A 23,820-nucleotide genomic window follows, 5' to 3' on the forward strand; every position below is an offset into this window, starting at 1 on the left:
TCCGGAATCCACCGCCGAAAAGATCTTCGTATTCACCCCCGACGAAGGACGACCCCTACCTTCTGATCCGACTGCCGGCCCGTCACCACGATTCGTGGTCTGCCCAGGGCGGGCCGGCGAAAAGCAACGAAGCGCGCTGCCAGATGAGCAGATACTGGCACCCCCCCCCCCGAGAATTTTTCGTTTCGGCGCGAGTGCTGGGCGCCATGACGGCGGTAACGCAGGGTGGGCAGATCCAGCAGGACGCCCGTGGCGAGCGCGGAGCCGGCGAGCAGGGTCGCGGTGTCCTCCACACCACGCAGCGCAGCCCATCCACCGAGGGTGAACAGCAGGGTGCGCCGCCACATGACACCGGCGGGATGGATGGGTGGCAGGGTCCGCTCGGGCAGCGCTGCCTTCCAGGCGACGGCGAGGGCGCCGCGGACCAGCGGGCCGGCGGGTATCGCCAGCGGCGTGACGTGCAGGCTGCCGTCGGGGTGCAGGTCGCGGGCGTGCCCGGCGGCGAAGCCGGCGTCGGGATGGGCTGCCAGCGCACCGGACAGGGCGCCGAGGGCTTCGGGTTCGAGCTCATCGTCGGCGTCCAGGTTCTGGATCAGCGGTGCGGTGCACGCACCGAGGGCGATGTTGCGGGCGACGGCGGGACCCTCGCGGGTGCCATGCGCGGCGATCTCGACCCGCCCGTCGTCGGTGGCACCGCAGGCGGCCAGCGTGGCCCGGATCGCCTCGGCCGGCCCGTCGATCTGGATACGCCACGTCCAGTGCGGATGGTGCTGGCGGCGCAGCGACTCCCACGCCGAGGGCAGGTAGTCCGCGTACTCAGCGTGCACCGCGGTGACCACATCCACCCACATGTTCGCAGTATGTACCGGGACACACCTGATCAGTGTGGTAGATATGCCGAAAAGATTCGATGAGAGAGGTCGCGTGGACGTTGCATCCATCAACAGCCGGCTGAGTCGCGCGGCTTCCACCGCCGATTCCCGCGAGCTGGACGGGGTCTGCGAGGCCGTCGCCGCCGAACTCGTCGACGCGGGTGTCGAACCGCCGTTCCGGATTCCGTCGGCGGACTTCACCGTGGATCCCTGGCTGATCTGCGCCGACCGTTACTGGCGGCGCCGGCTGCTGGCCGAGCCGACGATCGAGACCGCCGCCCGCTGCGCCCGCTGGCTGTACGACCACACCGACCCGGACGATCCGGCCGGTCCGCAGCCCCGCGCCATCCGCCCGGCCGTCATCGAGAAATGGACGCTGGGCTATGCCTTCATAACTCGGGACAGCGTCGAATCCCGCCAGGATCTCAGCCTCGCCACCGGACGGATCGTCGAGCAGTACCAGGGGTCGGTCGACATCGCCGCCTTCGCCACGCTTTACCACGCCGGTAAGCTGCGGGCGAACTTCGCCTTCGACGAGCTGCGCCTGTTTCTCGACTCCTCCCTGCTCGCCGTCGCCGCCGGCCAGCACCGCGACGACCCGCTGTTCACCGCGCTGCGCGCCTTCGCCGCCCTGGGCAGTTCCACCATCACCACTGGCCACGGCCTTGATCTGCTGGATGCGGCCTGGACGGCACCCGGGCGTACCCGCGCCGTCGTCGATGTCTGCCTGAACGCGCTGTGGGCGGCCAAGCGCTTTCCCGAGCGGGGCGAGTGGCTGCGCCGGCAGGCCACCGAAGCCGTGGCGGCCTACCCCGACGACCACCTGTTCCATTTCCGGCTCGCCCGCGGCCACCGGTTGTGCGGCGACTACGCCGCGGCGCTCAGCACGATAGAGAGCGCGCTGCGGCTACTGCCCGCGATCGGCTCGAGAATCAGCCACAACACGCTCCAGGAGCAGTACCTGCGCGAGCAGGAGTCGATCGAGGAGGGGCTGCTGCGCGCCGCCGAGACCAGCGAGCAGCGGACCCGTTGGCAGCGCCAGGCCGCCGCCGACCGCGACCTGCGCCGAACCCTGTCGCGTTCGTCCATCCAGGCCGTCGAACTCGTGACCGTGTTCACCGCGGCCATCGCCTTCACCGTCGGGTCGTTCCCGATCACACTTTCCGGCGATCTCTCCCTGGGCGCCCGGGCGCTGCTCATGGGCATCCTCGGCATCGGACTGCTGCTGTTCGCTGTCACCATCATCGCCGGCACCTGGTACCTCACCGGCCAGCAGCACAACGGTGACGACAGCCCGGGCCGCCGCCGCGAGCCGCGCCCCAGCCCGGACGACGACCCCGACGACAGCTGAACGCGCCGCACTCGTCGTCGCGGCCACGCCCATGCGCTGTCGCACCGACCGGTACCGCAACCGGAACAGCACCACGAATCCCCTTCCTGGATGCCTCATCGCAGGCCCGACCAGGCGCCCACCCCGGCCGTCCGGGTGATTCCCTGACCACACCGGAGCGGCTTCAGCCCAACAGGCCGCTGAACATGTCCGGCGGCGGCTGCGCATACGGATTACGCCGCGGACGGCGCTGCGGATCGATGAAGGAGGGCGGGATGAAGGAGGGCCGGCGATCCCCACTCACGACGATCTGCCACTTCTCGCGATGCACCCGCTGATGATGCCGGGAACACAGCAGAACCAGATTATCTATTTTCGTCTCACCCCCATCGACCCAATGCTTGACATGATGCGCATCGCACCATGAAGATGGCCGATCACAATACGGGAAAGCGCAGCAGAAATCCCGGGAGACCAGCGCCCTGCGGATATGCGGAGGGACGATTCTTTCCGACCGGCCGACATCCAATGGGACGCTGTCGGGGCCAAGGATGATCCGGCCGACCTGCGCGTCACAGGAGATCCGAAGAATGGCTTCCCGCGAAAGCGGAAGGCCCCATTCGGTCATGGCCGGCTCGTTTCCGTCACCGAGAAACGTGTCCCATCCGATGACGACCGTGAGATGCGGCCGAGTCCCGCCGGCGGCCGGGCCGACATCCGCCGACAGCGCGCGGCGCACGAACTCGACCAGCGCGTCCGCCCGCCGACGGGCGGGGCTGCGCAGGTCACGCACCCCGTTCTTGCCCGGCGCCGGAGCGGACAGCCCGTCCAGCGCGGTGCGCAGCAGGGCCGCACCCTCGGCGTCGAGCTCTCCGCGGATCAACGTCGTGCCCTCCGGGGTGTCGACGAACGTCAGCCCCCGTGCATCCAGCGGATCATGCCACCGACCCCCGCCAGCGAACGTGCCATTTCCGTCACCGCCACCGCCGCTTTCACAGCTGCCACCCTCGTCTTCGCCTTCGCTCTCCTCGCCGGCACGGCCGCGAGACCCGGAGTGCTCCCCCCTGCGGCTGTCCTCATGCGGATCATCGCCGCCCGGCGAAGTATCCACCTGGGTCAGCTGCTCACGCAGCCGGATCGCGGCCCTCTTCAGCTGGCGCCAGTCGAGCTGGCTGGCATCCTCCAGCAGATGCGCCTCAGCCTTCGCCCGCACCGCCTCGGGCAGGTCCTCCGGCAGGACATCCAGCCCTTCCATGATCACTACGGCATGATCTGCGCTGATCCGCGCGGCGGCCAACGCCTCACCCGTCGCCCGATACGGGCCGGCGAACAGCTTCTCCGCCAGGGCCACCTGGCGGGCGGCTTCTGACTTGGGCAGCACCAGCCGCCCGGCCAGCCACCGTGCCAGATCGATCGCGCCGTCGTTCGACGCGAGCCCCCGCTCCTGCGCCTCGAGCAGCATGATGCTGCGCACCGCGGCCAATCGCGCGTCCAGATCACGCAACGCGCAGATCGCCTCGGTCACGTCGTCGGAGGACCAACGCCACGTCTGCGACCCCAGCAGGCCTTCGACCGTTGCGGCCAGCACGCCCAGCAGGCTTTCCGCCGCCGACCGGCCATCACCCGACGCCTCACCCGCGCAGCTCCCGGACGAGCCGCGACCAGCTCCGCCCGTGGACTCGGAAACATCCTCCTCGGACTCGGTCGGGCACTCCTGCGAAACACGACCTGGGACAGCGCGATCAAAGGAATCGGAACCCGCAGGGAAATCCTGCTTGGCAGGGATATCCGGGGCGGCCGGGAAACCACCATTCCCACCATCAGAACGAATATCTGCGGAGCCTCCGGGCGGCTCAGGGCCGGCGGCTCCATTCGGATGAATGAGCATGCTCTGACGATAGCTCGACTGAAGTCAGATGTCGAACACATGTTCTAAATCTGTGGAAAATGGCCCTGTGGAAAACGCTGCCACCCGAACGGACTACGCGGTTCCATGGCCCATCGGATCGTGCGCGGACCAGACCCCACCGCCCTGCTCGGTGGGCACGGTCGAAGTCAGGATCAACCGCCCGGCTTCGGGTGCGGCCCAGTCCGGCTCCCAACCAGCATCTGAGCCCCCATCCGGCACCACCATCAGCCCCGCCGCCAGCCACCATCAGCCCCGCCGGCGACGGCGCCACCCATCGCCAGGGCGGTGCCAGCCGACAGGGCAGTGCCAGCCGGCAAAAACGGTGGCGTCAGTCGGCAAAAACGGTGGCGTCAGTCGGCGGTCGTGGTGTCGGCGAGGGCGGCGCGGAGCAGGAGGGCGACGGACTGGGCGAAGGTGTCCGCCGCGGGGTCGGCGAGGGCGGGGCCGACGGAGGCCAGCAGTGGAAGGTCGTCCACGGGGAGGGCGGCTCGGCGGCGGCGGCGGGCGGCCACCGCGGCGGGCAGGGCGTGCTGGTCGAGCAGTTCGCCGACCAGCAGATGCCAGCAGCCTCGATAGGCGATCGCGGCTGCGATCGGGGCGAGACCGGCGGCGACCAGATCGGCGAGGTTCGCCTCGTCGAAGGCCAGTGACTCAGCCGCCACATACTGCCCGGTGACCAGGACGTACGGCACCCACGGCCGCGCGGCGAGCAGGTCGTGCGCGCCGACCAGGCGGGCGGTGAGGCGTTCCAGCGGCGTGTGACCGGGCGCGTTCACCGGCAGGTGCGAGGCGACCCGGGCGAGCATGGCGGCCAGCAGGGCTTCCCGGTCGGCGATGTGCCGGTAGAGCGAGGTGGTCGCCGTGTCCAGCTCGGCGGCGACGGCCCGCATGGTGAGGCCGTCCAGCCCGACCCGGGCGACGACCTGCAGCGCCGCGTCGACGACCCGGGCCCGGCTGAGCCCGGGTCGCGGTCGCCGATGCCCGTAGCGGCCCAGCGGCGTGGCCGCCACCACCACACCGGTGACCGCTCGCGGCGTGCCGTCGGGACTCAATGTGCCGTCAGGACTGAGCGTGCCGTCGGGACTCAGCGTGCCGTCAGGACTCAGCGTGCCGTCAGGACTGAGCGTGCCGTCGGAACTCAGCGTGCCGTCGGGACTCAGCGTGCTGCCATCCGCACCGGGGGTCCCCACCTGGTCATCTTCGCACACCGCAAGGTGCCATCCAGAAGCAAACTTAGGAATTCCTTACGCGAGCGATGTACGCGTAAGGTACGCCTAAGTTGTCCGGACACCGGGACAGCGATCTGGGACGAAGCGGGGAGCAGGCCTTGATGAACGTTGATGTCCGATGAGCGGGGCGCTGACCAGGCGGGGCTTCGGGCGCGCCGGCATGGTGGCGCTCGGGGCGCTGGGTGTGCCGTCGCTGCTCGCCGCCTGCGGGGATGACTCCAGCGGCTCGGCGGGTCCCGTGGCGGCGGCCAGTTCCACGCCTCGGCGTGGGGGTACGCTGCGAGCGGCCTACGCCAGCAGCCCGGCCGACACGCTGGACATCATCCACGGCCGTGACGTGCTGGGATCGGTGCGCGGGCTCGCGGTCTACGAGCGGCTCGGCGACGCCCATCCGGATGGTTCGGTCACGCCGCGGCTGTACGAGAGCCTGACACCGAACGCCGATGGTTCGCGGTGGACGCTCAAGCTCAAGCCGAACATCACGTTCTCGGACGGCAAGCCGCTGACGACGTCCGACGTGCTGGCGAGCTTCGCGGCGTTCACGGGTACCGAGAGCGGCGCGTCGATCGCGATGTTCGACGCGAAGGCGAGCAGGGCCACCGACGCGCGCACGGCGACGATCGCGCTGACCTCCCCCGTCTACGACCTGCCAGCCCGGGTCAGCGGCGTCGTCCTGGTGATCATGCCGGGCGGGAAGCCGGCGACGAAGCTCGGCGACGTGGTCGGCAGCGGCCCGTACAGGATCGAGTCCTTCACGCCGGGGCAGCGCACCGTCCTGACCCGGCGCACCGACTACTGGGACGGCGACGCCCGCGGCCACCTCGACCGCATCGAGCTCGTCGCCGCGGCGGACGCGAAGGCCCGGCTGTCGGCGCTGCGCTCCGGCCAGGTCGAGTGGGCCGACGACGTCGCCTACCTGGACGCGTCCACGCTGCGCGCGGACAAGGCCATCAGCATCCACCGCAGTGGCGCCCAGCAGGGCCTCGCGTGGTTCCTGAACATGTTCGCCCCGCCGTTCGACGACGAAAAGGTCCGCCAGGCGCTCAAGTACGCCGTGGACCGGCAGAAGATCGTTGACACCGCCCTGTACGGCTTCGGCAGCATCGGCAACGACCTGTGGGGCCGGGGCCTGCCGAACTACAACTCCGCGCTGGCGCAGCGCACCCACGATCCGGACAAGGCCCGCGCGCTGCTGCGTGAGGCCGGCAGGCCGCAGGTCAAGGCCGAGCTGCTGACCTCGCCGATCGGCCCCGGTCTGGTGGAGGCGACGCAGCTGCTCGCCGAGCAGGCGCGCGCCGTCGGTTTTGACATCACGGTGCGAACCATCTCGCCGGACGTCTACTTCTCCCAGCCCGAGCAGTGGGCCAGGGCGTCCGGGGTGGCCTTCGCGCAGGTCGGGGCGTTCACCGACATGGCCCCCCTGATCTACCTGTCGGATGGCCCGTACAACTTCGGCTGGAAGAGGCCCGCCTGGGACACCGCCTACAACAAGGCCGTCGGTGACCAGGACGCGACCGCCCGCAGGACCGCCTTTGACGACCTGCAGAAGCAGCTCTACGACGCCGGCCCGGACCTGGTCTGGGGTTTCGCGCCGCGTCTGGTCGCGACCGCGCCGTCCGTCGGCGGCGTCGACGCGAACCCCAACTACGGGGTCGCCGACCTGAGCTTCGTCCACCGCACCGGGTGAGCCCGGCGTCCCCTGACCCGGACGTCTCCCCCGTCCCGGTCTCCGCTGTCGACAGCACGACTGGCACCCCCAGCACGGCCGGCTCGGGCCGGGGCGTCATGGACGCTGGCGGTGTGGGCCGAGGCCGGGGATGGGCTGAGCGGGTGGCCGAGCCGGGGCGGCGGCTGGCCGAGGCGGTCGGCGTCGTGCTTGGCGTGTCCGTGCTGGTGTTCGTGGCGACCTCGGCGTTGCCCGGTGACATCGTGCGGGCCCGGCTCGGGCCATACGCCACCGCGGAGCAGCTGCGCGCCGAGCGTGTCCGGCTCGGCCTCGACCAGCCGGTCTGGGAACGGTACGGCCACTGGCTCGGCGGTCTGCCGCGTGGCGATCTCGGCCGGTCGCAGACCAACGATCTGCCGGTGACCACGTTGCTGTCCCGTCCGTTCGTCAACAGTCTGACGCTGGCGGCGGTGGCGCTCCTCGTCGTCACGGTGCTCGGCACGGTGGCCGGGGTACTCGCGGGTCTGCGTCCGGGTGGGCTCGCCGATCGGGTGCTGCTCGTCGGTTCGCTGACGGTCTCGGCGATCCCGGCGTTCGTCACCGCGGCGCTGCTCGTCGCGCTGTTCGCCGTGCGGCTGCACTGGCTGCCCGCGCTCGCGCTGGTCGACCCGCGCCACCCGGTGATCCTCCAACCACGACTGCTGGTGCTGCCCGCGGCGGCTCTGATCCTGAGCACCTTCGCCTACGTGACCCGCCTGATCCGCGCCAGTGTGCTGGACGCGGCCGCCACCCCGTGGGCGCTCGCCGCCGCACTGCGCGGGGTTCCCCGGTGGCGGGTGGCGACCCGGCACATCCTGCCGGCCGCCCTGCCGGTGGTCTGCCAGGCGGCGGCGCTGACCTCGATCGCCCTGGTGACGAGCGTCGTGGTCGTCGAGATCGTGTTCAGCTATCCGGGTATCGGTGGGGCGCTGCAGACCGCGGTCTCCCAGCGGGACGTCCCCGTCATCCAGGCCGTGACCGTCGTCGTGGCGGTCTTCGTCGTCACGGTGAACGCGTTGGCGGACGCCGCCATGTACCTGCTCGCCCCGAAGTCCCGGCGGTCCCGGTGAGAGCCAGGTGGTCCCGGTGAAGGCCCGCACCCCCCGATCGGACCTGCTGCTCGGCCTGCTGATCATCGCCCCGCCGGTGCTCGCGACGCTCGTCGGCGGGCTCGTCCGCCCGTACTCGGCGACCGCGAGCGTCGGGCCGCCGCTGGCCGGTCCGAGCGCGGCGCATCTGCTTGGCACCGACACCCTCGGCCGGGACGTCCTTTCCCGCCTGTTGCTCGGCGGACGCAGTCTGCTGCTGGTCACCCTGCTCGCGGTGCTGGCCGCACAGGTGTTCGCGGTCCTGTTAGGGGTGCTCGCGGGCTGGCTCGGCCGGTACGGCGCGCGCGCCCTGCTCGGCCTGTTGGACGTGGTCCTCGCCGTCCCCGCGGTGGTGGTGCTCGCCGCGGCGGCGAGTGCGGTGGGTGCCGGCGGGGCCGCGGTGTTCGTCGCGATCGTCGTCGTCCTCGTCCCGACGACCGCGCGGGTGGTGTACATGTCGACCCGCACCCTGGTCGCCGAACCGTTCGTCGAGGCCGCGGTGCTGTGCGGCACCCCGACCCGCCGCATCCTGACCCGCGAACTCCTGCCCAACCTGTGGACCATCATCGTGGCCGGGGCGGGCAGCCGCGTGGTGGAGTCCGTCTTCGTCATCAGCGCGGCGGGTTTCCTCGGCTTCGGTCCGCAACCGCCCTCCCCCGACTGGGGCCAGATGATCAGCGAGAACAGCGCCGGGGTGGCACTCGCCCCCTGGTCCGTACTGGCCCCCGCCCTCGCCATCACGATGCTCGCCATCGGCGTCACCCTGCTCAGCGACGCCTGCGTGGCCCGTCTGGACCAGACCACCCGCGCGGGCCGCCCCGCCCGCTCTGCCCACGCGGACACAGACCGCGCGGACCGCGCGTGATTCCGAAGATCGCCGTACGGGAGCTGGGCATCCACACCCCGGGCGGGCACCCCATCCTGGACGGGGTATCGCTGGAGCTGGCCGCCGATGCGACGCTCGCCGTCATCGGCCCGTCCGGTGCCGGCAAGTCGACTCTGGCCATGGCCCTGCTCGGTCATCTCGGTCCCGGCCTGCACCACACCGGTGGCACGGTGGCGATCGACGACGTGGACGTCTTCGCCCGCCACTCCCCCCGCGCCCGGGACCTGCACAGACGCCGCGTCCGCTACCTCCCGCAGGACCCAGCCGCCGCCCTCACCCCAACCCGGCGCGTCTCCTGGCTCCTCACCGAGATGCTCACCATCGTCGCCACCCCGCACCACCACGCTCCCGGCGTTCCCGACAGCCCCGGTGTTCCCGGCAGCCCCGGCGTTCCCGACAGCCCCGGTGTTCCCGACAGCCCCGGTGTTCCCGACAGCCCCGGTGTTCCCGACAGCCCCGGCAGCATTCTGGATGGCCGGTCGGACGCCGGACCAACCCGACGGCGCGGCCGCGGGCACCCGGCGCGGGCGCGGACGAACGGGAAACCCCAGGTCGGCGGGTCGGCGCCGACCAGACGAGAGACGCGGGCGGCGCGGGCCGTCGCCGTCCGGGCGGCGTTGCGGGCGGTCGGGCTACCGGATGATCCCGGTTTCCTCGCGCGCTATCCCCACCAGCTCTCCGGCGGCCAGCGCGGACGACTTCTGCTCGCGCTGACGCTGGTCGGCGAACCGGACGTGCTCGTGCTGGACGAGCCGACCGCGAACGTCCCCCCCGAACAGGCCACGGCCCTGCTCACCCTGATCGGCGATCTGCGCGCGCGACGCCCGTTCACCCTCGTCCTGATCAGCCATGACCTGGACGCGGTGCGGACCCTGCCAGGCCCGGTCGACCTCGCCGTCCTCGACGCCGGCCGCCTCGTGGAGCACGGCACGCCCCGTGACCTGCTCGAACGCCCCCAGGCAGCGGCCACCACCGCGCTGGTCACCGCCGCCCGCCGGCTATGCCCCACCATCCCGGACGCATCCCCGTCCCCCGAACCGACCATGACCGCCCAGCCCGATCCGGCGACAGCGGTCCGTCCGGATCCGGGTGCTCTCCCCGCACCGGCGACATCCGGCACGGCAGCCCCCTCCGGCACGGCAGCCCCCTCCGGCACGGCAGCCCCCTCCGGCACGGCAGCCCCCTCCGGGAAGGCCGGCCTGTCCGGGAAGGCCGAGCCGGCCGGGGAGGTGGAGCCGGCCAGGAACGCGGAGCCGGCCGGGGAGGTGGTGTTACGTGTCGCGGGGCTGCGGGTGTCGGCGGGAGGCGGGCGGCATCGGGTCGAGGTGCTGCGGGGGGTTGATCTGACGGTCCGGCGCGGCGAATGTGTCGGGGTGATCGGCGCGTCGGGGGCCGGGAAGACGAGCCTGGCCCGGGCGGTGCTGGGTCTGCACCCCTGGGACGCGGGCAGCGTCGAGCTGGACGGGGTACCGCTGGGGCCCGCGGCGGTGCGACGTCCACCGCGGCAGCGTCGAGGCATCGGCTATGTGTTCCAGGACCCGTACACCTCGTTGAACCCGCGCCGTCCCGTCGGCGCCGGCGTGGCGGACGCCTACCGGCTGGCCGCCGACGACACCCGCCCGCGCTGGGACGGCAGGGCCACGGTGGCCGGGCTGTTGGCCGAGCTCGGGCTTGATCCGTCGCTCGCGTCCCGGCGACCGGGGCTGCTCTCGGGCGGCCAACGGCAGCGGTTCGCGCTTGCCCGCGCCCTGGCGACCTACCCGGATGTGCTGATCTGCGACGAGGTGACCTCCGCCCTGGACGCGGTGTCGACCGACGCGCTCTGCCAGCTCATCCGCCGTCTCGTCCGCACGCACCGGCTGGCCGTCGTGTTCATCAGTCATGACCGGGGCGCCGTCGGTGCCGTGGCCGACCACATCCTCGAGCTGCGTGACGGCCACCTCACCGCCCGCTCCTAGCCGGCGATGTTCGTGCCGCCGTGCGTTCTCACGCCGCGATCGGCGAGGCGCGGGCTGGGTGTTGGCGCCGGTGGGGACCGGACCGCCGTCGCCGCGGGTGGGGGTGGGGAGGCCGGCAGGCGCCACGCCGTCCGATGCGGGGGTGTCGCCGTCCAGGGTGGATGTGGGACCGGGGCCGGTGAGGGCGGGGCGGACCAGGGTCAGGACGGCGGCGCCGGCGAGGAGGCCGGCGATGCCGCAGACCAGGAAGATGCGGTCGAGGCCGGCGGTGAAGGCGGTGCGCAGGGCGTGGTCGGCGGCGTCGCGGGCGGCGGCGGGGACGCGGGTGAGCAGTTCGGGGGCACCGCCACCGGACAGGGCGCCGGCGGCGGCGGGATCGTCGAACTGGCCGCTGCCGCGCAGGCTGTCGCGGGCCTGGCTGGCCAGGGCCGTCCCGAAGACGGGGACGCCGACGGCGAAACCGAGCTGGCGGAAGGTGTTCATCGCGCCGTTGGCCATGCCGGCGCGTTCCGGCGGGGCGGTGGTGAGGGCGGCGGAGGCGAGCACCGGGGAGGCCAGGCCGACGCCGACGCCGGTCACGACCAGGCCGGCGAGCAGGGCGGTCCAGCCGGAGGAGGGGACGACCAGCATGTCCAGCAGGGTGCCGATGCCGACCAGCAGAAGTCCGGCGCCGATCGAGTAGCGCGCGGGGACGCCGTGCAGCAGCCGTCCGCCGGCCCCGGCGACGACGAACGACACCCCGGCGAGCGGGGTGAGCACGAGGCCGGCCTTCACCGGGCCGAGACCGAGCACGGTCTGCGCCCACACCGAGACGAACACGAGGTTGGCGAACGCCGCACCGGTCAGCACGAGACCGCCGAGCATCAACGCGGAGAACGACGGGCCGCGAAACAGCCGCGGATCGAGAGGAAGATCGCGCGCCAGCTGACGTGCTGGGTGAGCAGTCCACCGAGGATGGGGCCCAGCGCCGCGGCCGCACCGTTGACCGCGCCCCACACGCCGAACGCGATGCCGATGTCCCGGCCACGGTAGGTGGCGCCGAGCAGCGCCGCGTTGGTGGCGAACATCGCCGCGCCACCGAGCCCCTGCACCCCGCGGGCGGCGATGAGGAACTCGGTGCTCTGCGCGAGCCCGCAGGCCAGCGACGCGCCGGCGAACACGACCAGGCCGGCCAGGAACACCGCGCGCCGGCCCACCAGGTCGGAGGCCGAGCCGATCGCCATCAGCAGCGCGACCAGCACCAGCACGTAGATGTCGACGGTCCACTGCAGGTCGGTGAACGACGAGTCGAGCGCGCGGGCCATCTCCGGGAGGGCGACGCTCACGATCGTGATGTCGACCAGCAGCATGAACGTGCTGAGCGACACCGTTATCAGGGGTAGCCACCTACGCATCGGAACCGCTCCCTACAACGCCAGGTCGGACGGGCCTACGGGGTGGATGCCCGCGGGAGGCGGGCGAGGGTGGCCGTGGGGTCGGGGGTCACCCCCACCGGGGCGATGCGCCAGCCCGCGGCGGCCCGGCGGCGTTTCCAGAAGGCGGCGTAGCGGCCGCCGGCCCCGATGAGCTGGGCGTGGGTGCCGGCCTCGGCGATGACACCCTGATCGAGGACGAGGATCTGGTCGGCCTGGGTGACGGTGCCCAGCCGGTGGGCGATGACGAGCACGGTGCGACCGGCCCGCAGGGCGCTCAGGGCCTCGGTGACGGCCTGTTCGTTCTCCGGATCGAGGGCCGAGGTGGCCTCGTCCAGGAGCACGATCGGGGCGTTCTTGAGGATGGCGCGGGCGATCGAGACCCGCTGGCGTTCACCGCCGGACAGGGTGCTGCCGCCCTCACCGACCCGGGTGTTCCAGCCGTCGGGCAGCCGGTCGGCGATCTCCTCGACCCGGGCCAGCCGGGCCGCGGCCCGCACGTCGGCGTCGGTGGCGTCCGGACGGCCGACCCGGATGTTGTCCTCGATCGTGCCCTCGAACAGGTAGACGTGCTGGAACACGACGGAGACCAGCGACATCAGCTCGTCGGTGGCGATCTGGCGGACGTCCACCCCACCGATGCGCACCGCGCCGGAGTCGACGTCGAAGAACCGGGCGATGAGCCGGGTGACCGTCGTCTTGCCCGCGCCGGACGGGCCCACGAGCGCCGTCGTCGTTCCCGCGGGCAGCCGCGCGGACACCCCGGACAGCACCCGCCGTCCCGCCTCGACGTCGGCCGGCGACCCTTCGACCGGGGCCGGCGGGTGGACCAGGGCCGGCGGGTAGCTGAACACCACGCTGTCGAACTCGATGGTGGTGCTGGTCGGATGGCGTGGGGCGGCCGGTTCGGGCAGTTGCGGGACGGCGAGCAGGTGCTCGATGCGGGCCACCGCCCGGTCGGCCTTCTGCACTTCGGTGCCGAGCACGGCGGCCTCGGTCAGCGGTTCGACGAACCGGGCCGCGAGGACCAGCAGGGCGAGCAGGGTCGGCGCGTCCAGGGAGCCACCGAGGGCCAGGTCGGTGCCGACGACGATGAGCACGGTGAACGCGGCCTGGACCGCGACCGCGAACCCGATCAGACCGGGGACGGCCCGACTCAGCTGGCGATACCCGGCCTCACGCTGGCGGACGAGGGCATCGTCGAGCATGCGGGCAGCGGACCCGGCCGGCCCGCGGCCGAACACCCGCAGGACCCGCTGCGCCCGGGCGAACTCGAGGATCCGGGCACCCGCCGACACCTGCGCCTCGTCGCTGGCCACGTCGGCGGCGCGGGAGAGCCGGCTGGCCCAGCGGTACACCACGGCCAGCACCGGGATGGTCAGGGTCGCGGCGAGGGCGAGCCGCCAGTCGAAGGCGTACATCAGCGCGACGACGACGGCCGGGGTGACGAAGCCGGTGAGCAGCGGACGCAGCAGGTGGGCGAACACCCCCATGACGTCCATGACATCGCGGGTGGCGAGCTGGTTGACGGCGGCCGTCCGGTCGGCGGAGAACCAGCCCAGGGGCAGGGCGGCGACCTTCGTCCCGATCCGGTGGTGCACCGTGCGGGACAGGCCGGCGCCGGCGTTCGCGCTGGCCAGCAGGCCGATCTGGTGGGCGACGCCGTAGCCGAGGGTGACCCCGGCCAGGGCGATCACCCAGGGCCAGACGCTGTCCGGGTCGTCGCCGAGCAGGGCCCGCAGAATGGGCACGAGCAGCACGAACGCGACGCCCTGCAGCGCGGCCGCCGCGACCAGCCAGCCCAGCAGCCGGCGCAGTTCACCGCGGTGCTCGGGGCCGAGCAGAGCGAACAGTCGGCGAATCATCGGCGCTGCTCCGTTCCGGTCGGGAGGCCGGGCTGGTCATGGCCGGACTGCTCGGGGCCGTGCTGCTCGGGGATGGGCTGCTCGGGGCCGTGCTGCTCGGGGATGGGCTGCTCGGGGATGGGCTGCTCGGGGATGGGCTGGCTGTCGGCGGCCTGTTCGTGGGCGGCCCACATGTGGGCGTAGCGGCCGCCCGCGGCGACCAGCTCGCCGTGGGTGCCGCGCTCGGCGATCCGGCCGTCGGCCAGCACGACGATCTGGTCGGCGCCGACGATCGTCGCGAGCCGGTGGGCGATGACGAGCACCGTGCGGTCGCGGGTCAGTTCGGACAGCGCGTCCTGGATGTCGGCCTCGGCCTCGGGGTCGGTGAACACCGTCGCCTCGTCCAGGACGATCACCGGGGTGTCGGCGAGCAGGGCGCGGGCGATCGCGACCCGCTGCGCCTCACCGCCGGACAGCTGGGCGTCCTCGCCGACGACGCTGTCGTAGCCGCGGGGCAGCGCGCGAATTCGCTCGTCGACGCGGGCCGCCCGGGCGACGGCCCGGACCGTGGCGAGGTCCGCGTCCGGTCGGGCCAGCCGGATGTTGTCGCCGATCGAGGCGCGCAGCAGGTGGGTGTCCTGGAAGACGAACGCGACCCGCCGGTAGAGCTCCTCGGGGCGCAGCTCACGCACGTCCACCCCGCCCAGGCGCAGGGCACCGTCGGTGACGTCGTCGAAGCGTGGCACCAGGGACGCGAGTGTCGACTTGCCGGAGCCGGACGCCCCGACCAGCGCCGTGATCGTCCCCGGGGCCAGCGTGAGGTCGATGCCACGCAGCACCTCGGTCCGTCCGTCGTAGGAGAACCGCACGCCGTCCAGCACGATCTCGTCACCGACAGCACCCGCGGCAGCGGCGGCAGCGGCGGCAGCGGCGGCGGGTGGGGTGGCCGTGGCGGCGAGGGGCAGCGGGGGCACGGCCAGCACGCCTCGCACGTTCGCGGCGGCCTGGTGCGCGATACGCATGTTGTAGATGCCGTAGCTGAGCGCGAGGATCGGCGCGGACAGGCCGGTGCCCAGCAGCGCGAACGGCAGCAGGTCGACGCCCGGCAGATCGGCTCGTGTCACCAGCAGACCACCGCCGGTCAGCACGACGAGCAGCGCGACCACCGGCGAGAGCAGGATCTCCGAGGTCGCCCGCAGACCGATCGTCGAGGTCACCCAGCCCCGGAAGAACGTGGCGTAGTCGTCCGCCGCCGCGAGGAAGCGGTCGTGCGCACCCCGGGCCCGCCCGAAGATCTTCACGACGGAGATGCCGTCGACGAACTCGACCGTGCTGGCGCTGATCGCCCCCATCGCCTGGTCGAACTCGCCGAGCTGGGCGCCGACCGCGCCGAGGTTGCGGGCGTAGAAGCAGAGCCCGACGACCAGCGGCGCCAGCGTGATCAGCGCCATCCGCCAGTCGACCCAGAACAGGTAGCCCAGGGTCACCAGCGGGCCGACCGCCGCCGCGGTGATCTCCAGGCGGGAGTGCGCGACCAGGTGGTGCATGGTCGCCACGTCCTCCTGGACGGCCTTCTTGACACCCCCGGAGTTGCCCTCGGAGAACCAGCCGAGCGGCACCCGGCCCAGATGGGCGAGGATCCGCCGACGGATGTCGAGCTGTAGCTGGTTGTCGGCGAAGTGGCTGACCCCGCCGGCCGCGGCGAGCAGGACCAGGCGCACCAGCACCGCCCCGGCGGCCACCCAGGTGACCGCCCAGGCCCGATCGTGATCGACCGGGCCGTCGGCGAGCAGGGTGCGCCCGAGCTCCGCGACCGCCACGAACGGGACCACGCCGACGGCGGTGGCGACGGCCTGCACGGCGGTGGCCAGCCACAGCCGGCCTCGGATGGGTCGCAGCAGCACCCCGAGCGCCGCTCGATCTTCGCTCATCTGTCGACCTTCGCTTGACGTCTGGATTCGCCGGACAGCGTCCCGCCCATCTTAGACACTGTCTAACAGCTTAGGTAAACCTTAATAGGTGCCGGGCGCCCCTGGGATCGGCAGTTAGGGTGACGACATGGATCGGCCCAGTTCCTCGCGCTCGCGTCCGGCCGCCGGGCTGCCGCCGATGACGGCCGACAAGATCGTGGATGTGGCCCTCGAACTGACCCGCGCCTCAGGCCTGGACGGCTGGTCGATCCGCCAGCTCTCCGCCGCCCTGGAGGTCTGGCCTGGTGTGATCTACCACCACGTGGGTGACCGCGAGGCGGTTCTCGACGCGATCACCAACCGGGTGATCGCGCTCATCCCGGTGCCCGACCCCGGCCTCGAGTGGCGGGAGTGGTTCCGTCACCTGCTGCGTGACGGACGTGGCGTGCTGCGCCAGTTCCGGGGGCTGGCCCGGCGGGTGGTGCTGATGGGGCCGACCGTGCCGGCGGCCCTGCCGACGATCGACCGGGGCATCCAGGTGCTGCAGCGGGCCGGGTTCGGCGCCGATGCCACCCTGGTCTACCGCTTCCTGCTCAACACCGCGTTCATGATGGTCGCGGTGGAGGACGACCGCGATGATCGGCCCGAGTCCCGCGGTCGGATGGCCGAGGTGCTCGGTGACTTCCAGGACGACGGGCCACCCGGGCTCGCCGCGGCCAGCGTCGACGCCCTCGCCCGGGCCCGCGACCCACGGCCGGCCGCGGTCCTGGATCTGGAGTTCTACGAGTTCACGGTGGAGCGGGCGCTGGACGGCGCCGCCAGCTGGCTGACCGCCCTGAGCCGCCGCCCCTGAACCCGGCACGGCACGGCACGGCACCACCCGGCACCGCCCGGCCCGGCCCGGCCCGGACCAAACGGCCAGCGGCGCGACGGAGCGCCCCGGACGGCGGCCGGGTATCCGACATCCATCCGACCTGGGGCGTACTCCTGAAGGTGGACGGGCCGCCGCGGGCGCCGGCGAAGATCGGCCTCGCGGCGGACGGCAGCGGCCCCGAAGATCCCTAACGTTCTCGGTGTCAGCCAACGGCACCTGAGACGGGACCTGAACTCACATGATCGAGGCACGCGGACTGGAGAAGCGGTACGGCGACAAGGTCGCCGTCCACGACCTGAGTTTCACCGCCCGGCCGGGCGTGGTCACCGGCTTCCTCGGCCCGAACGGCGCCGGCAAGTCGACCACGATGCGCATGATCCTTGGCCTGGACCGCCCCACCCGCGGTGAGGTGCTCGTCAACGGCCGCCGCTACCGGGACGCGGCCGCCCCGATGCACGAGGTCGGGGTGATGCTCGAGGCCCGCGCCATCCACACCGGACGCAGCGCCGCCAAGCACCTGCTCGCCCTCGCCCGCACCCACGGCATCGGACGCCGCCGGGTCGACGAGGTGATCGACCTGGTGGGTCTGCGTGAGGTCGCCCGCAAGCGGGCCGGCGGGTTCTCCCTCGGGATGGGCCAGCGGCTGGGCATCGCGTCCGCCCTGCTCGGCGATCCGGCCACGCTCATCCTCGACGAACCGGTCAACGGCCTGGACCCCGACGGCATCCGTTGGATCCGCGACCTGCTGCGCGACCTCGCCGCGCAGGGACGCACCGTCTTCCTGTCGTCCCACCTGATGAGCGAGATGGCGATGACCGCCACCCACCTGGTCGTCGTCGGACGCGGCCGCCTGATCACCGAGACCACCGTGGCCGAGGTCATCGCCAGCGCGTCTCCGCCCGCCGTGCACGTGCGGACCCCCGAGACCTCGGCGCTACGCAGCGTGCTCGGCGGTATCGACATCACCGTCACCGCCACCTCGGCGGACACCCTTGAGGTGACCGGCCGCACCAGCGAGCAGATCGGCTCCCTCGCCCGCACCGCCGGCATCGTCCTGCACGAACTCACCCCCCGCCAGGTCTCCCTCGAGGACGCCTTCATGGCCCTCACCCGCGACGCCGTCGAATACGCCACCGCCGCCACGTGACCGGCCTCGCCACGTGACCAGCCTCGCCCACCTCGGTATCCCCGAATCGGAGCACCCGACATGAGCACGCAGACGATCACCGCGGGCACCCCGCACGCCACGTCGTCCCCGTCCCCGTCCTCGCCTTCGTCCCCGTCCTCGTCCCGGCATGCCCGGCCGCATCAGCGCGTCACCCAGCTGCGGGTGCTGCGCTCCGAGTGGACCAAGCTCACCTCGCTGCGTTCGACCGCGTGGACCCTGGCCGCGGCCCTCGCGGTGACCATCCTGCTCGGCGTCGTGCTCGCCAAGGCGACGGCCAGTAACTGGGACCACTACACCGTCGAGGACAAGCGCACCTTCGACGCCACCGCGACCAGCCTCAGCGGCATGTACCTCGCCCAGCTCGCCCTCGGTGTCCTCGGCGTCCTGATGATCTCCGGCGAGTACGCCACCGGGATGATCCGCGCCACCCTGGGGGTGGTACCCCGCCGGCTGCCGGTGCTGTGGGCCAAGGTCGCGGTCTTCGCGGCGGTGAGCTTCACCCTGATGGTGGTCGCCAACCTGATCGCCTTCACCGCGGGCCAGGCCATGCTCGCCCCGCGGCACATCGACGTCGCGCTGTCCGATCCCGGCGTGGTGCGCGCCGTGCTGGGCACCGCGTTCTTCGTCTCGGCGATCGGCGTGCTCGGTCTGACACTGGGCACCCTGCTGCGCAGCACTCCCGCCGCCATCGGCGTGCTGTTCGGCGTACTGCTCGTGCTCCCCCAGCTCGTCGGCGCGCTGCCGCACAACCTCGCCCGAATCAGCGACTACCTTCCGTCCACCTCCGGCGACGCGCTGATGCAGGTCGTCCCCTCGTCCAGCCTGCCCTCCCCCACCCACGGGGTGCTCGTCCTGATCGCCTACCTCGTCGTCACCCTCACCGCCGCCGCCTTCGTCCTTGTCCGCCGGGACGTCTGAGCGCCGGCTCACCCGGCACCCCCGCGGCGCCGTACCGACGCCGTCCCACCCACGTGGCGGTATCGCCTCCCCGGCCAGGAAAGGTCACGATGGCGACCATGACGACGCTCCCGGACGCGGCCCCACCGGCCCAGCGGGACCAGCTGGCGGTCATGGACCGGACGGCGCCCGAACCGGCGGAGCCGGGGGTCGTGCTCGGACGGATGCGCCACGGGAGGGCCGGACGCTTCCTGCGGGGCCACCCGACGCTGGTGGACACGGCCCTCGCCGCCTTCCTCGGCCTGTTCGCCTGGGCGGCGCTGCTCAACACCCTGGCCTGGACGTCGGGTAGCCGGCAGACCGCGACGATCGTGCTCGCCGTGCTGGGCGTGGCACCGCTGATCTGGCGGCGCCGGTATCCGGTCGCGGTGTTCGCCGTCTGCGTGGCGGCGGGTCTGCTGCAGCTGCTGGTCGGACATGTGGTCGACCCGGACTTCGGGGTGCCGATCGCGTTCTACACGGTGGCCAGGCTGGGAACGCGCCGGCAGCGTCTGGTCGCGACGATCGTGGTCAGCATCGGTGTCGTGCTCGCCGGGATCGGGTGGCGGGAACGCAACCACGCACCGTTCCTCGCGAACGTGGTGGTGCTGGGGCTCGTCGCCGTCACCGCCGGGGTGCTCGGCCGCAACGCGGGCACCCGGCAGGCCTACCTCGCCACCCTCACCGACCGGGCCGACCGCCTGGAACGGGAACGTGACCAGCAGGCCCAGATCGCCGCCGCCGCCGAACGTGCCCGCATCGCCCGCGAGATGCACGACATCGTCGCCCACAACCTGTCCGTGATGATCGCCCTGGCCGACGGCGCCCAGTTCGCCCTGACCGCCGGCACCGCGGCCCCCACTGACACCACAGCCCCCACAGCCCCCGCTGACACCACGACATCCACCGACACCACGACATCCACTGGCACCGGGGCCTCCGCTGGTACCGGGGCGCCGACCGGGCCGGACGGGCCGGCGCTGCAGGCGATCGCCCAGGTCTCGCGGACCGGGCGGGAGGCGCTGGCGGAGATGCGCCGGCTGCTCGGCGTCCTGCGCACCGACGGCACCGTCGACGGCACCGCCCCGCAACCCGGCCTGGACGACCTGGACTCCCTGATCGACCAGGTCCGCGGCGCCGGCCTGCCGGTGAGCCTCACCACCCACGGCAAGCCGCTGCCGCTACCGGCGGGCGTGCAGCTGACGCTGTACCGGCTAGTCCAGGAGGCGCTCACCAACACCCTGAAACACGCGGGTCCGGGCGCCACCGCCACCGTGGAGCTGGCCTACGACCGGCGCGCCGTCCGCCTTGACATCCGCGACACCGGCCGGCGCCACCCCACCACCGCCGCCCCCACCGCCGGCACATCCATCCCGACCGCCACGACCGCCACGACCGCGGGGCATGTCACCGGGGGCGGACAGGGCCTTGTGGGCATGCGGGAGCGCACCGCCGTCTACGGCGGCACCGTCCAGGCCGGTCCGCTGCGCGACGGCGGCTGGCAGGTGCGGGCCCGGATCCCCGTCGCGGTCGGCCTGCGGACAACCGACGAGGGCGGTGCCACCCGCGATGGGAGGGTCTGAGGGTGACCGTCCCCGCTGATCCGTCCCAGCCGGCCCACGCACCGGGATCGTCCCGGGCGGTGACGTCGGTGCTGCTGGTCGATGACCAACCACTGCTGCGGATGGGTTTTCGCATGGTGCTCGACTCGCAGCCGGACATCACCGTGATCGGTGAGGCCGCGGACGGAGCCCAGGCCGTCGAACTCACCAGACGGCTACGCCCCGACATCGTCCTCATGGACGTGCGGATGCCGACGATGAACGGCATCGAGGCGACCGCCGCGATCGTCACCGCCGGCGGCGAGTCACGCGTGCTCATCCTCACCACCTTCGACCTGGACGAGTACGCCTTCGCCGGCCTGCGCGCCGGAGCCAGCGGCTTCCTGCTCAAGGACGTTCCTCCGGCCGACCTGCTCTCGGCGATCCGAGCGGTGGCCACCGGAGATGCCGTCATCTCCCCGAGCGTCACCCGTCGGCTCCTCGACGCCTTCGCCCACCGCCTCCCCGCCGCACCGGACGCCGCACCGGGCGCGGCGCCCCACCCCGCAGCCGACCCCCGATCCCAGCCCAGCACCCATCCGGCGGACCGGCGCCTGCAACGGCTCACCGAACGTGAACGCGATGTCCTGCACGAGGTCGCCGCGGGCCTGTCCAACGCCGAGATCGCCGCCCGGCTGGTGCTGTCGGAGGCCACGGTCAAGACGCACGTCGGACGCATCCTGGCCAAACTCGAGCTTCGTGACCGCGTCCAGGCAGTCGTCTTCGCCTACGAGATCGGCCTGGTCCACCCCTGCGAGCAGCCCCCCGAGCCCCGGTAGATCCCGCTCACCCAGACCGCGACCGGAGCGGGGGCCCTACCGGGGTCTGGCGCCCGTCAGTGGTCGTAACGGGCGGCCGGAGGTCCCGGAGGTCCCGGAGATCCCGGGGAAGCGGCCCAGGCTGGTCAGGTCGGCGCGCGGGCTGCCGAGCAGGAAACCCTGGCCGTAGCCGATGGAGGCGCCGATCACGGCCTCGAGATCGGCGGGGGCCTCGATGCCCTCGGCGATCACGTCGCTGCCCAGACCGTCGGCGATACGTGACATCCCGGCGGCGACGGCGGCGTGGGCGGGGCTGACGGCCATGTCCCGCACGATGGACCGGTCGAGCTTGATGATGTCGGGGCGCAGGCACAACAGGACGCCCAGCCCCGCGTACCCGGTGCCCACGTCGTCCAGGGCGATCCGCACACCGTGCGAACGCAGGCGTTCGACCACGGCGAACAGGTCGTCATCGTCGTCGGCGATGTACTCGCGCTCGGTGAGCTCCAGGATGAGCTGCTCCGGGCGTCCGGTGCGCAGGAAACGGTCGGCGAGCTGGTTGGTGACGACGGAGGGGGACGCGTTCACCGCGAGGCGGATGTCGGGTGGGAGCTGCGGGAGCATCGCGAGCGCCCGGTCGACCGCGGTCAGTTCCAGTTCGGCGCCGAGCCCCACCTGCGCCGCGTCGGCGAACACCTCCTCGGGGACGGCGTGCGTGCGGAAGCGGGACAGCGCCTCGACCGCGATCGTCCGGCCGGTCCGCAGGTCGATGATCGGCTGGAAGTGCATGTGGGGCGCGCCTTCCTCCATGACGGCCTGGATGCGGCGCCAGATCCGGCTACGGGACTCCCACATGCGGTGCAGATCGGTCACGTATCCGGTGAGCAGGCCGGCGAGCAGGTTCAGCAGTCGCAGTTCCCGATCGCCCAGCGATGGCTGCGGCTGCCGGCTCAGGCAACCCACCAGGCCGTAGGTCCGGCCGTCCGCGTCCAGGACGGGGGTCGCGGCGTAGGCCCGAACCGCGAGCTCGCGGACGGGGGCCAGCGACACGGTCCGCGGATCGCTCCAGGTGTCGGGGATCAGGTTCGGCAGATCGCCGGCCAGGATATGGCGAAACAGGCTCTGGTCGCGACGCACGGTGCTGCCGGCCACCAGGCCCAGCGGGAGCTCCCGGCCGCTGATCACCTGGATGACGAGCAGGTCCCCGTCCAGACGCCCCAGCCAGGCCGCCTCCATGTGCAGCCGGCGGCGCAGCAGCTCCAGCAGCTCGACCAGCGCGGTACTCGGCGCACGCACCCTGGCGCGCGGTCCCAGACACGTGACCATTGATGCTCACCCCACAGCTGCGATACCCCGACCGCCGGGGGGCACACCGGCCCGGTCGCGCGCCGCCCGACCGGGCCGGTTGCCCACGAATGTCCGGTCTGCCATCGTCACCACGGTCATCGTGACGCCGGTCAACGTGGACGCGGAGGTGAGCCGCATGAACGGCCAGATACTGGTGATCGTCGGCGCGGGCGGTATGGGTGTGTCGGTGGCCCGCCGTCTCGGCGCCGGCCGGACGATCCTGGTGGCCGACATCGGCGAGCAGGCGCTCACCCGGGTCGAGAGGGAACTCTCCGACGAGGGGCTCACCGTCGTCTCGCAGGTCGTGGACGTGAGCTCGGCGGACTCCGTCCAGGAACTCGCCGATGTCGCCGACCGACTCGGACCGGTGATCAACATCGTGCACACCGCGGGTCTGTCCCCCGTGCAGGCGTCGGCCAGTGCCGTGCTCGCCGTCGACCTGCTCGGCGTCGCCCTGGTCCTGGACGCGTTCGGACCGGTCATCGCACCCGGCGGCGCCGGCGTGATCATCTCCAGCATGGCGGGGCACCTGGCCGCGTCCCTCACCCCCGAGCAGGAACGCGAGCTCGCGACCACCCCGACCGACCAGCTGCTCGCCCTGCCGCTGCTCACCCCGGACCCGCCGCTCGACCCGGCCTCGGCCTACGGCATCGCCAAGCGGGCGAACCACCTGCGTGTCCAGGCCGCCAGCACCACCTGGGGTCGGCGCGGAGCCCGGGTGAACAGCATCAGCCCCGGCATCATCGACACCGTCATGGGCCGGGCGGAACTCGCCGGCGAGAACGGCGTCTTCATGCGCATGATGGTGGACGCCTCCGGCACCGGACGGCTCGGCACCCCCAGCGACATCGCCGCCGCGACCGCCTTCCTGCTCGGCGCGGACGCCTCCTTCATCACCGGTGTCGACCTGCTCGTCGACGGCGGCGTCACCGGCGCCCTGCTCACCGGTGCCCTCGGCTGATCGCCCCGGCTCTGCTCGGCTCGGGCCGGGGC

General features: G+C 72.4%; 17 protein-coding genes and 1 pseudogene. 11 read left to right on the forward strand and 7 right to left on the reverse strand.

Annotated features, from left to right (window positions below; all coding sequences use genetic code 11):
- Nucleotides 1–32 precede the first annotated feature (32 nt).
- Complete coding sequence (locus MXD59_RS26820) at nt 33–845, reverse strand: glycosyltransferase (RefSeq protein ID WP_248822950.1); 813 nt, start codon at nt 843–845, stop codon at nt 33–35.
- 79 nt (nt 846–924) lie between these two features.
- Here MXD59_RS26820 and MXD59_RS00350 point away from each other — a divergent pair, with 79 nt between their 5' ends.
- On the forward strand, nt 925–2,223 hold the full coding sequence (locus tag MXD59_RS00350) for a hypothetical protein (RefSeq protein ID WP_248822951.1): 1,299 nt from the start codon (nt 925–927) through the stop codon (nt 2,221–2,223).
- Between the two features lie 163 nt (nt 2,224–2,386).
- Here MXD59_RS00350 and MXD59_RS00355 read toward each other — a convergent pair whose 3' ends face one another.
- Nucleotides 2,387–3,790, reverse strand: a complete 1,404-nt coding sequence (locus tag MXD59_RS00355; protein WP_248822952.1) for an HNH endonuclease signature motif containing protein — start codon at nt 3,788–3,790, stop codon at nt 2,387–2,389.
- Between the two features lie 671 nt (nt 3,791–4,461).
- Nucleotides 4,462–5,301, reverse strand: a complete 840-nt coding sequence (locus tag MXD59_RS00360) for a TetR/AcrR family transcriptional regulator (protein WP_248822953.1) — start codon at nt 5,299–5,301, stop codon at nt 4,462–4,464.
- Nucleotides 5,302–5,458: 157 nt separating this feature from the next.
- On the opposite strand from MXD59_RS00360, the gene MXD59_RS00365 reads away from it, so the two are divergent.
- The 4 genes from MXD59_RS00365 (at nt 5,459) to MXD59_RS00380 (ending at nt 10,977) form a co-directional block, all read left to right on the forward strand.
- Entirely contained in the window at nt 5,459–7,027 is a 1,569-nt protein-coding gene (locus MXD59_RS00365) for an ABC transporter substrate-binding protein (protein WP_248822954.1), read from the forward strand.
- Between the two features lie 143 nt (nt 7,028–7,170).
- Nucleotides 7,171–8,115 carry an ABC transporter permease gene (locus tag MXD59_RS00370; protein WP_248822955.1) on the forward strand — a complete coding sequence of 315 codons (945 nt, stop codon included), beginning with the start codon at nt 7,171–7,173 and terminating at the stop codon, nt 8,113–8,115.
- A gap of 7 nt (nt 8,116–8,122) precedes the next feature.
- Nucleotides 8,123–8,998, forward strand: a complete 876-nt coding sequence (locus MXD59_RS00375) for an ABC transporter permease (protein ID WP_248822956.1) — start codon at nt 8,123–8,125, stop codon at nt 8,996–8,998.
- Nucleotides 8,995–10,977 (forward strand): ABC transporter ATP-binding protein, encoded by a 1,983-nt coding sequence (locus MXD59_RS00380; protein WP_248822957.1) that lies wholly within the window; start codon nt 8,995–8,997, stop codon nt 10,975–10,977. The genes MXD59_RS00375 and MXD59_RS00380 overlap by 4 nt, the downstream gene beginning before the upstream one ends.
- Before the next feature lie 507 nt (nt 10,978–11,484).
- Here MXD59_RS00380 and MXD59_RS00390 read toward each other — a convergent pair.
- The 3 genes and pseudogenes from MXD59_RS00390 to MXD59_RS00400 form a co-directional block, all read right to left on the reverse strand.
- Nucleotides 11,485–12,371: pseudogene (locus MXD59_RS00390) on the reverse strand (MFS transporter); the annotation flags it as partial.
- Between the two features lie 35 nt (nt 12,372–12,406).
- Nucleotides 12,407–14,254 (reverse strand): ABC transporter ATP-binding protein, encoded by a 1,848-nt coding sequence (locus tag MXD59_RS00395; RefSeq protein WP_248822958.1) that lies wholly within the window; start codon nt 14,252–14,254, stop codon nt 12,407–12,409.
- Nucleotides 14,251–16,164 (reverse strand): ABC transporter ATP-binding protein, encoded by a 1,914-nt coding sequence (locus MXD59_RS00400; RefSeq protein ID WP_248822959.1) that lies wholly within the window; start codon nt 16,162–16,164, stop codon nt 14,251–14,253. The genes MXD59_RS00395 and MXD59_RS00400 overlap by 4 nt, the downstream gene beginning before the upstream one ends.
- Nucleotides 16,165–16,291: 127 nt before the next feature.
- Between MXD59_RS00400 and MXD59_RS00405 the strand changes: the two genes are divergently transcribed.
- From MXD59_RS00405 to MXD59_RS00425, 5 genes are all read left to right on the forward strand, one after another.
- A complete protein-coding gene (locus MXD59_RS00405) occupies nt 16,292–16,996 on the forward strand; it encodes a TetR/AcrR family transcriptional regulator (protein ID WP_248822960.1) in 705 nt (234 codons plus the stop codon).
- A gap of 259 nt (nt 16,997–17,255) precedes the next feature.
- Nucleotides 17,256–18,164 carry an ABC transporter ATP-binding protein gene (locus tag MXD59_RS00410; protein WP_248822961.1) on the forward strand — a complete coding sequence of 303 codons (909 nt, stop codon included), beginning with the start codon at nt 17,256–17,258 and terminating at the stop codon, nt 18,162–18,164.
- Between the two features lie 60 nt (nt 18,165–18,224).
- Entirely contained in the window at nt 18,225–19,103 is an 879-nt protein-coding gene (locus MXD59_RS00415; protein ID WP_248822962.1) for an ABC transporter permease subunit, read from the forward strand.
- 98 nt (nt 19,104–19,201) lie between these two features.
- Nucleotides 19,202–20,704, forward strand: a complete 1,503-nt coding sequence (locus MXD59_RS00420; protein WP_248822963.1) for a sensor histidine kinase — start codon at nt 19,202–19,204, stop codon at nt 20,702–20,704.
- Nucleotides 20,705–20,805: 101 nt separating this feature from the next.
- A complete protein-coding gene (locus MXD59_RS00425; protein WP_372511859.1) occupies nt 20,806–21,501 on the forward strand; it encodes a response regulator in 696 nt (231 codons plus the stop codon).
- A gap of 36 nt (nt 21,502–21,537) precedes the next feature.
- Here the strand turns inward: MXD59_RS00425 and MXD59_RS00430 are convergent, their stop codons facing one another.
- Nucleotides 21,538–22,776, reverse strand: coding sequence for an EAL domain-containing protein (locus MXD59_RS00430; protein ID WP_248822964.1), 1,239 nt, complete (start codon nt 22,774–22,776; stop codon nt 21,538–21,540).
- A gap of 187 nt (nt 22,777–22,963) precedes the next feature.
- Here MXD59_RS00430 and MXD59_RS00435 point away from each other — a divergent pair, with 187 nt between their 5' ends.
- Nucleotides 22,964–23,788, forward strand: a complete 825-nt coding sequence (locus tag MXD59_RS00435; RefSeq protein ID WP_248822965.1) for an SDR family oxidoreductase — start codon at nt 22,964–22,966, stop codon at nt 23,786–23,788.
- Nucleotides 23,789–23,820: the final 32 nt, after the last annotated feature.

The sequence above is a fragment of the Frankia umida genome (genome assembly GCF_023242945.1).
GTDB lineage: Bacteria > Actinomycetota > Actinomycetes > Frankiales > Frankiaceae > Frankia > Frankia umida.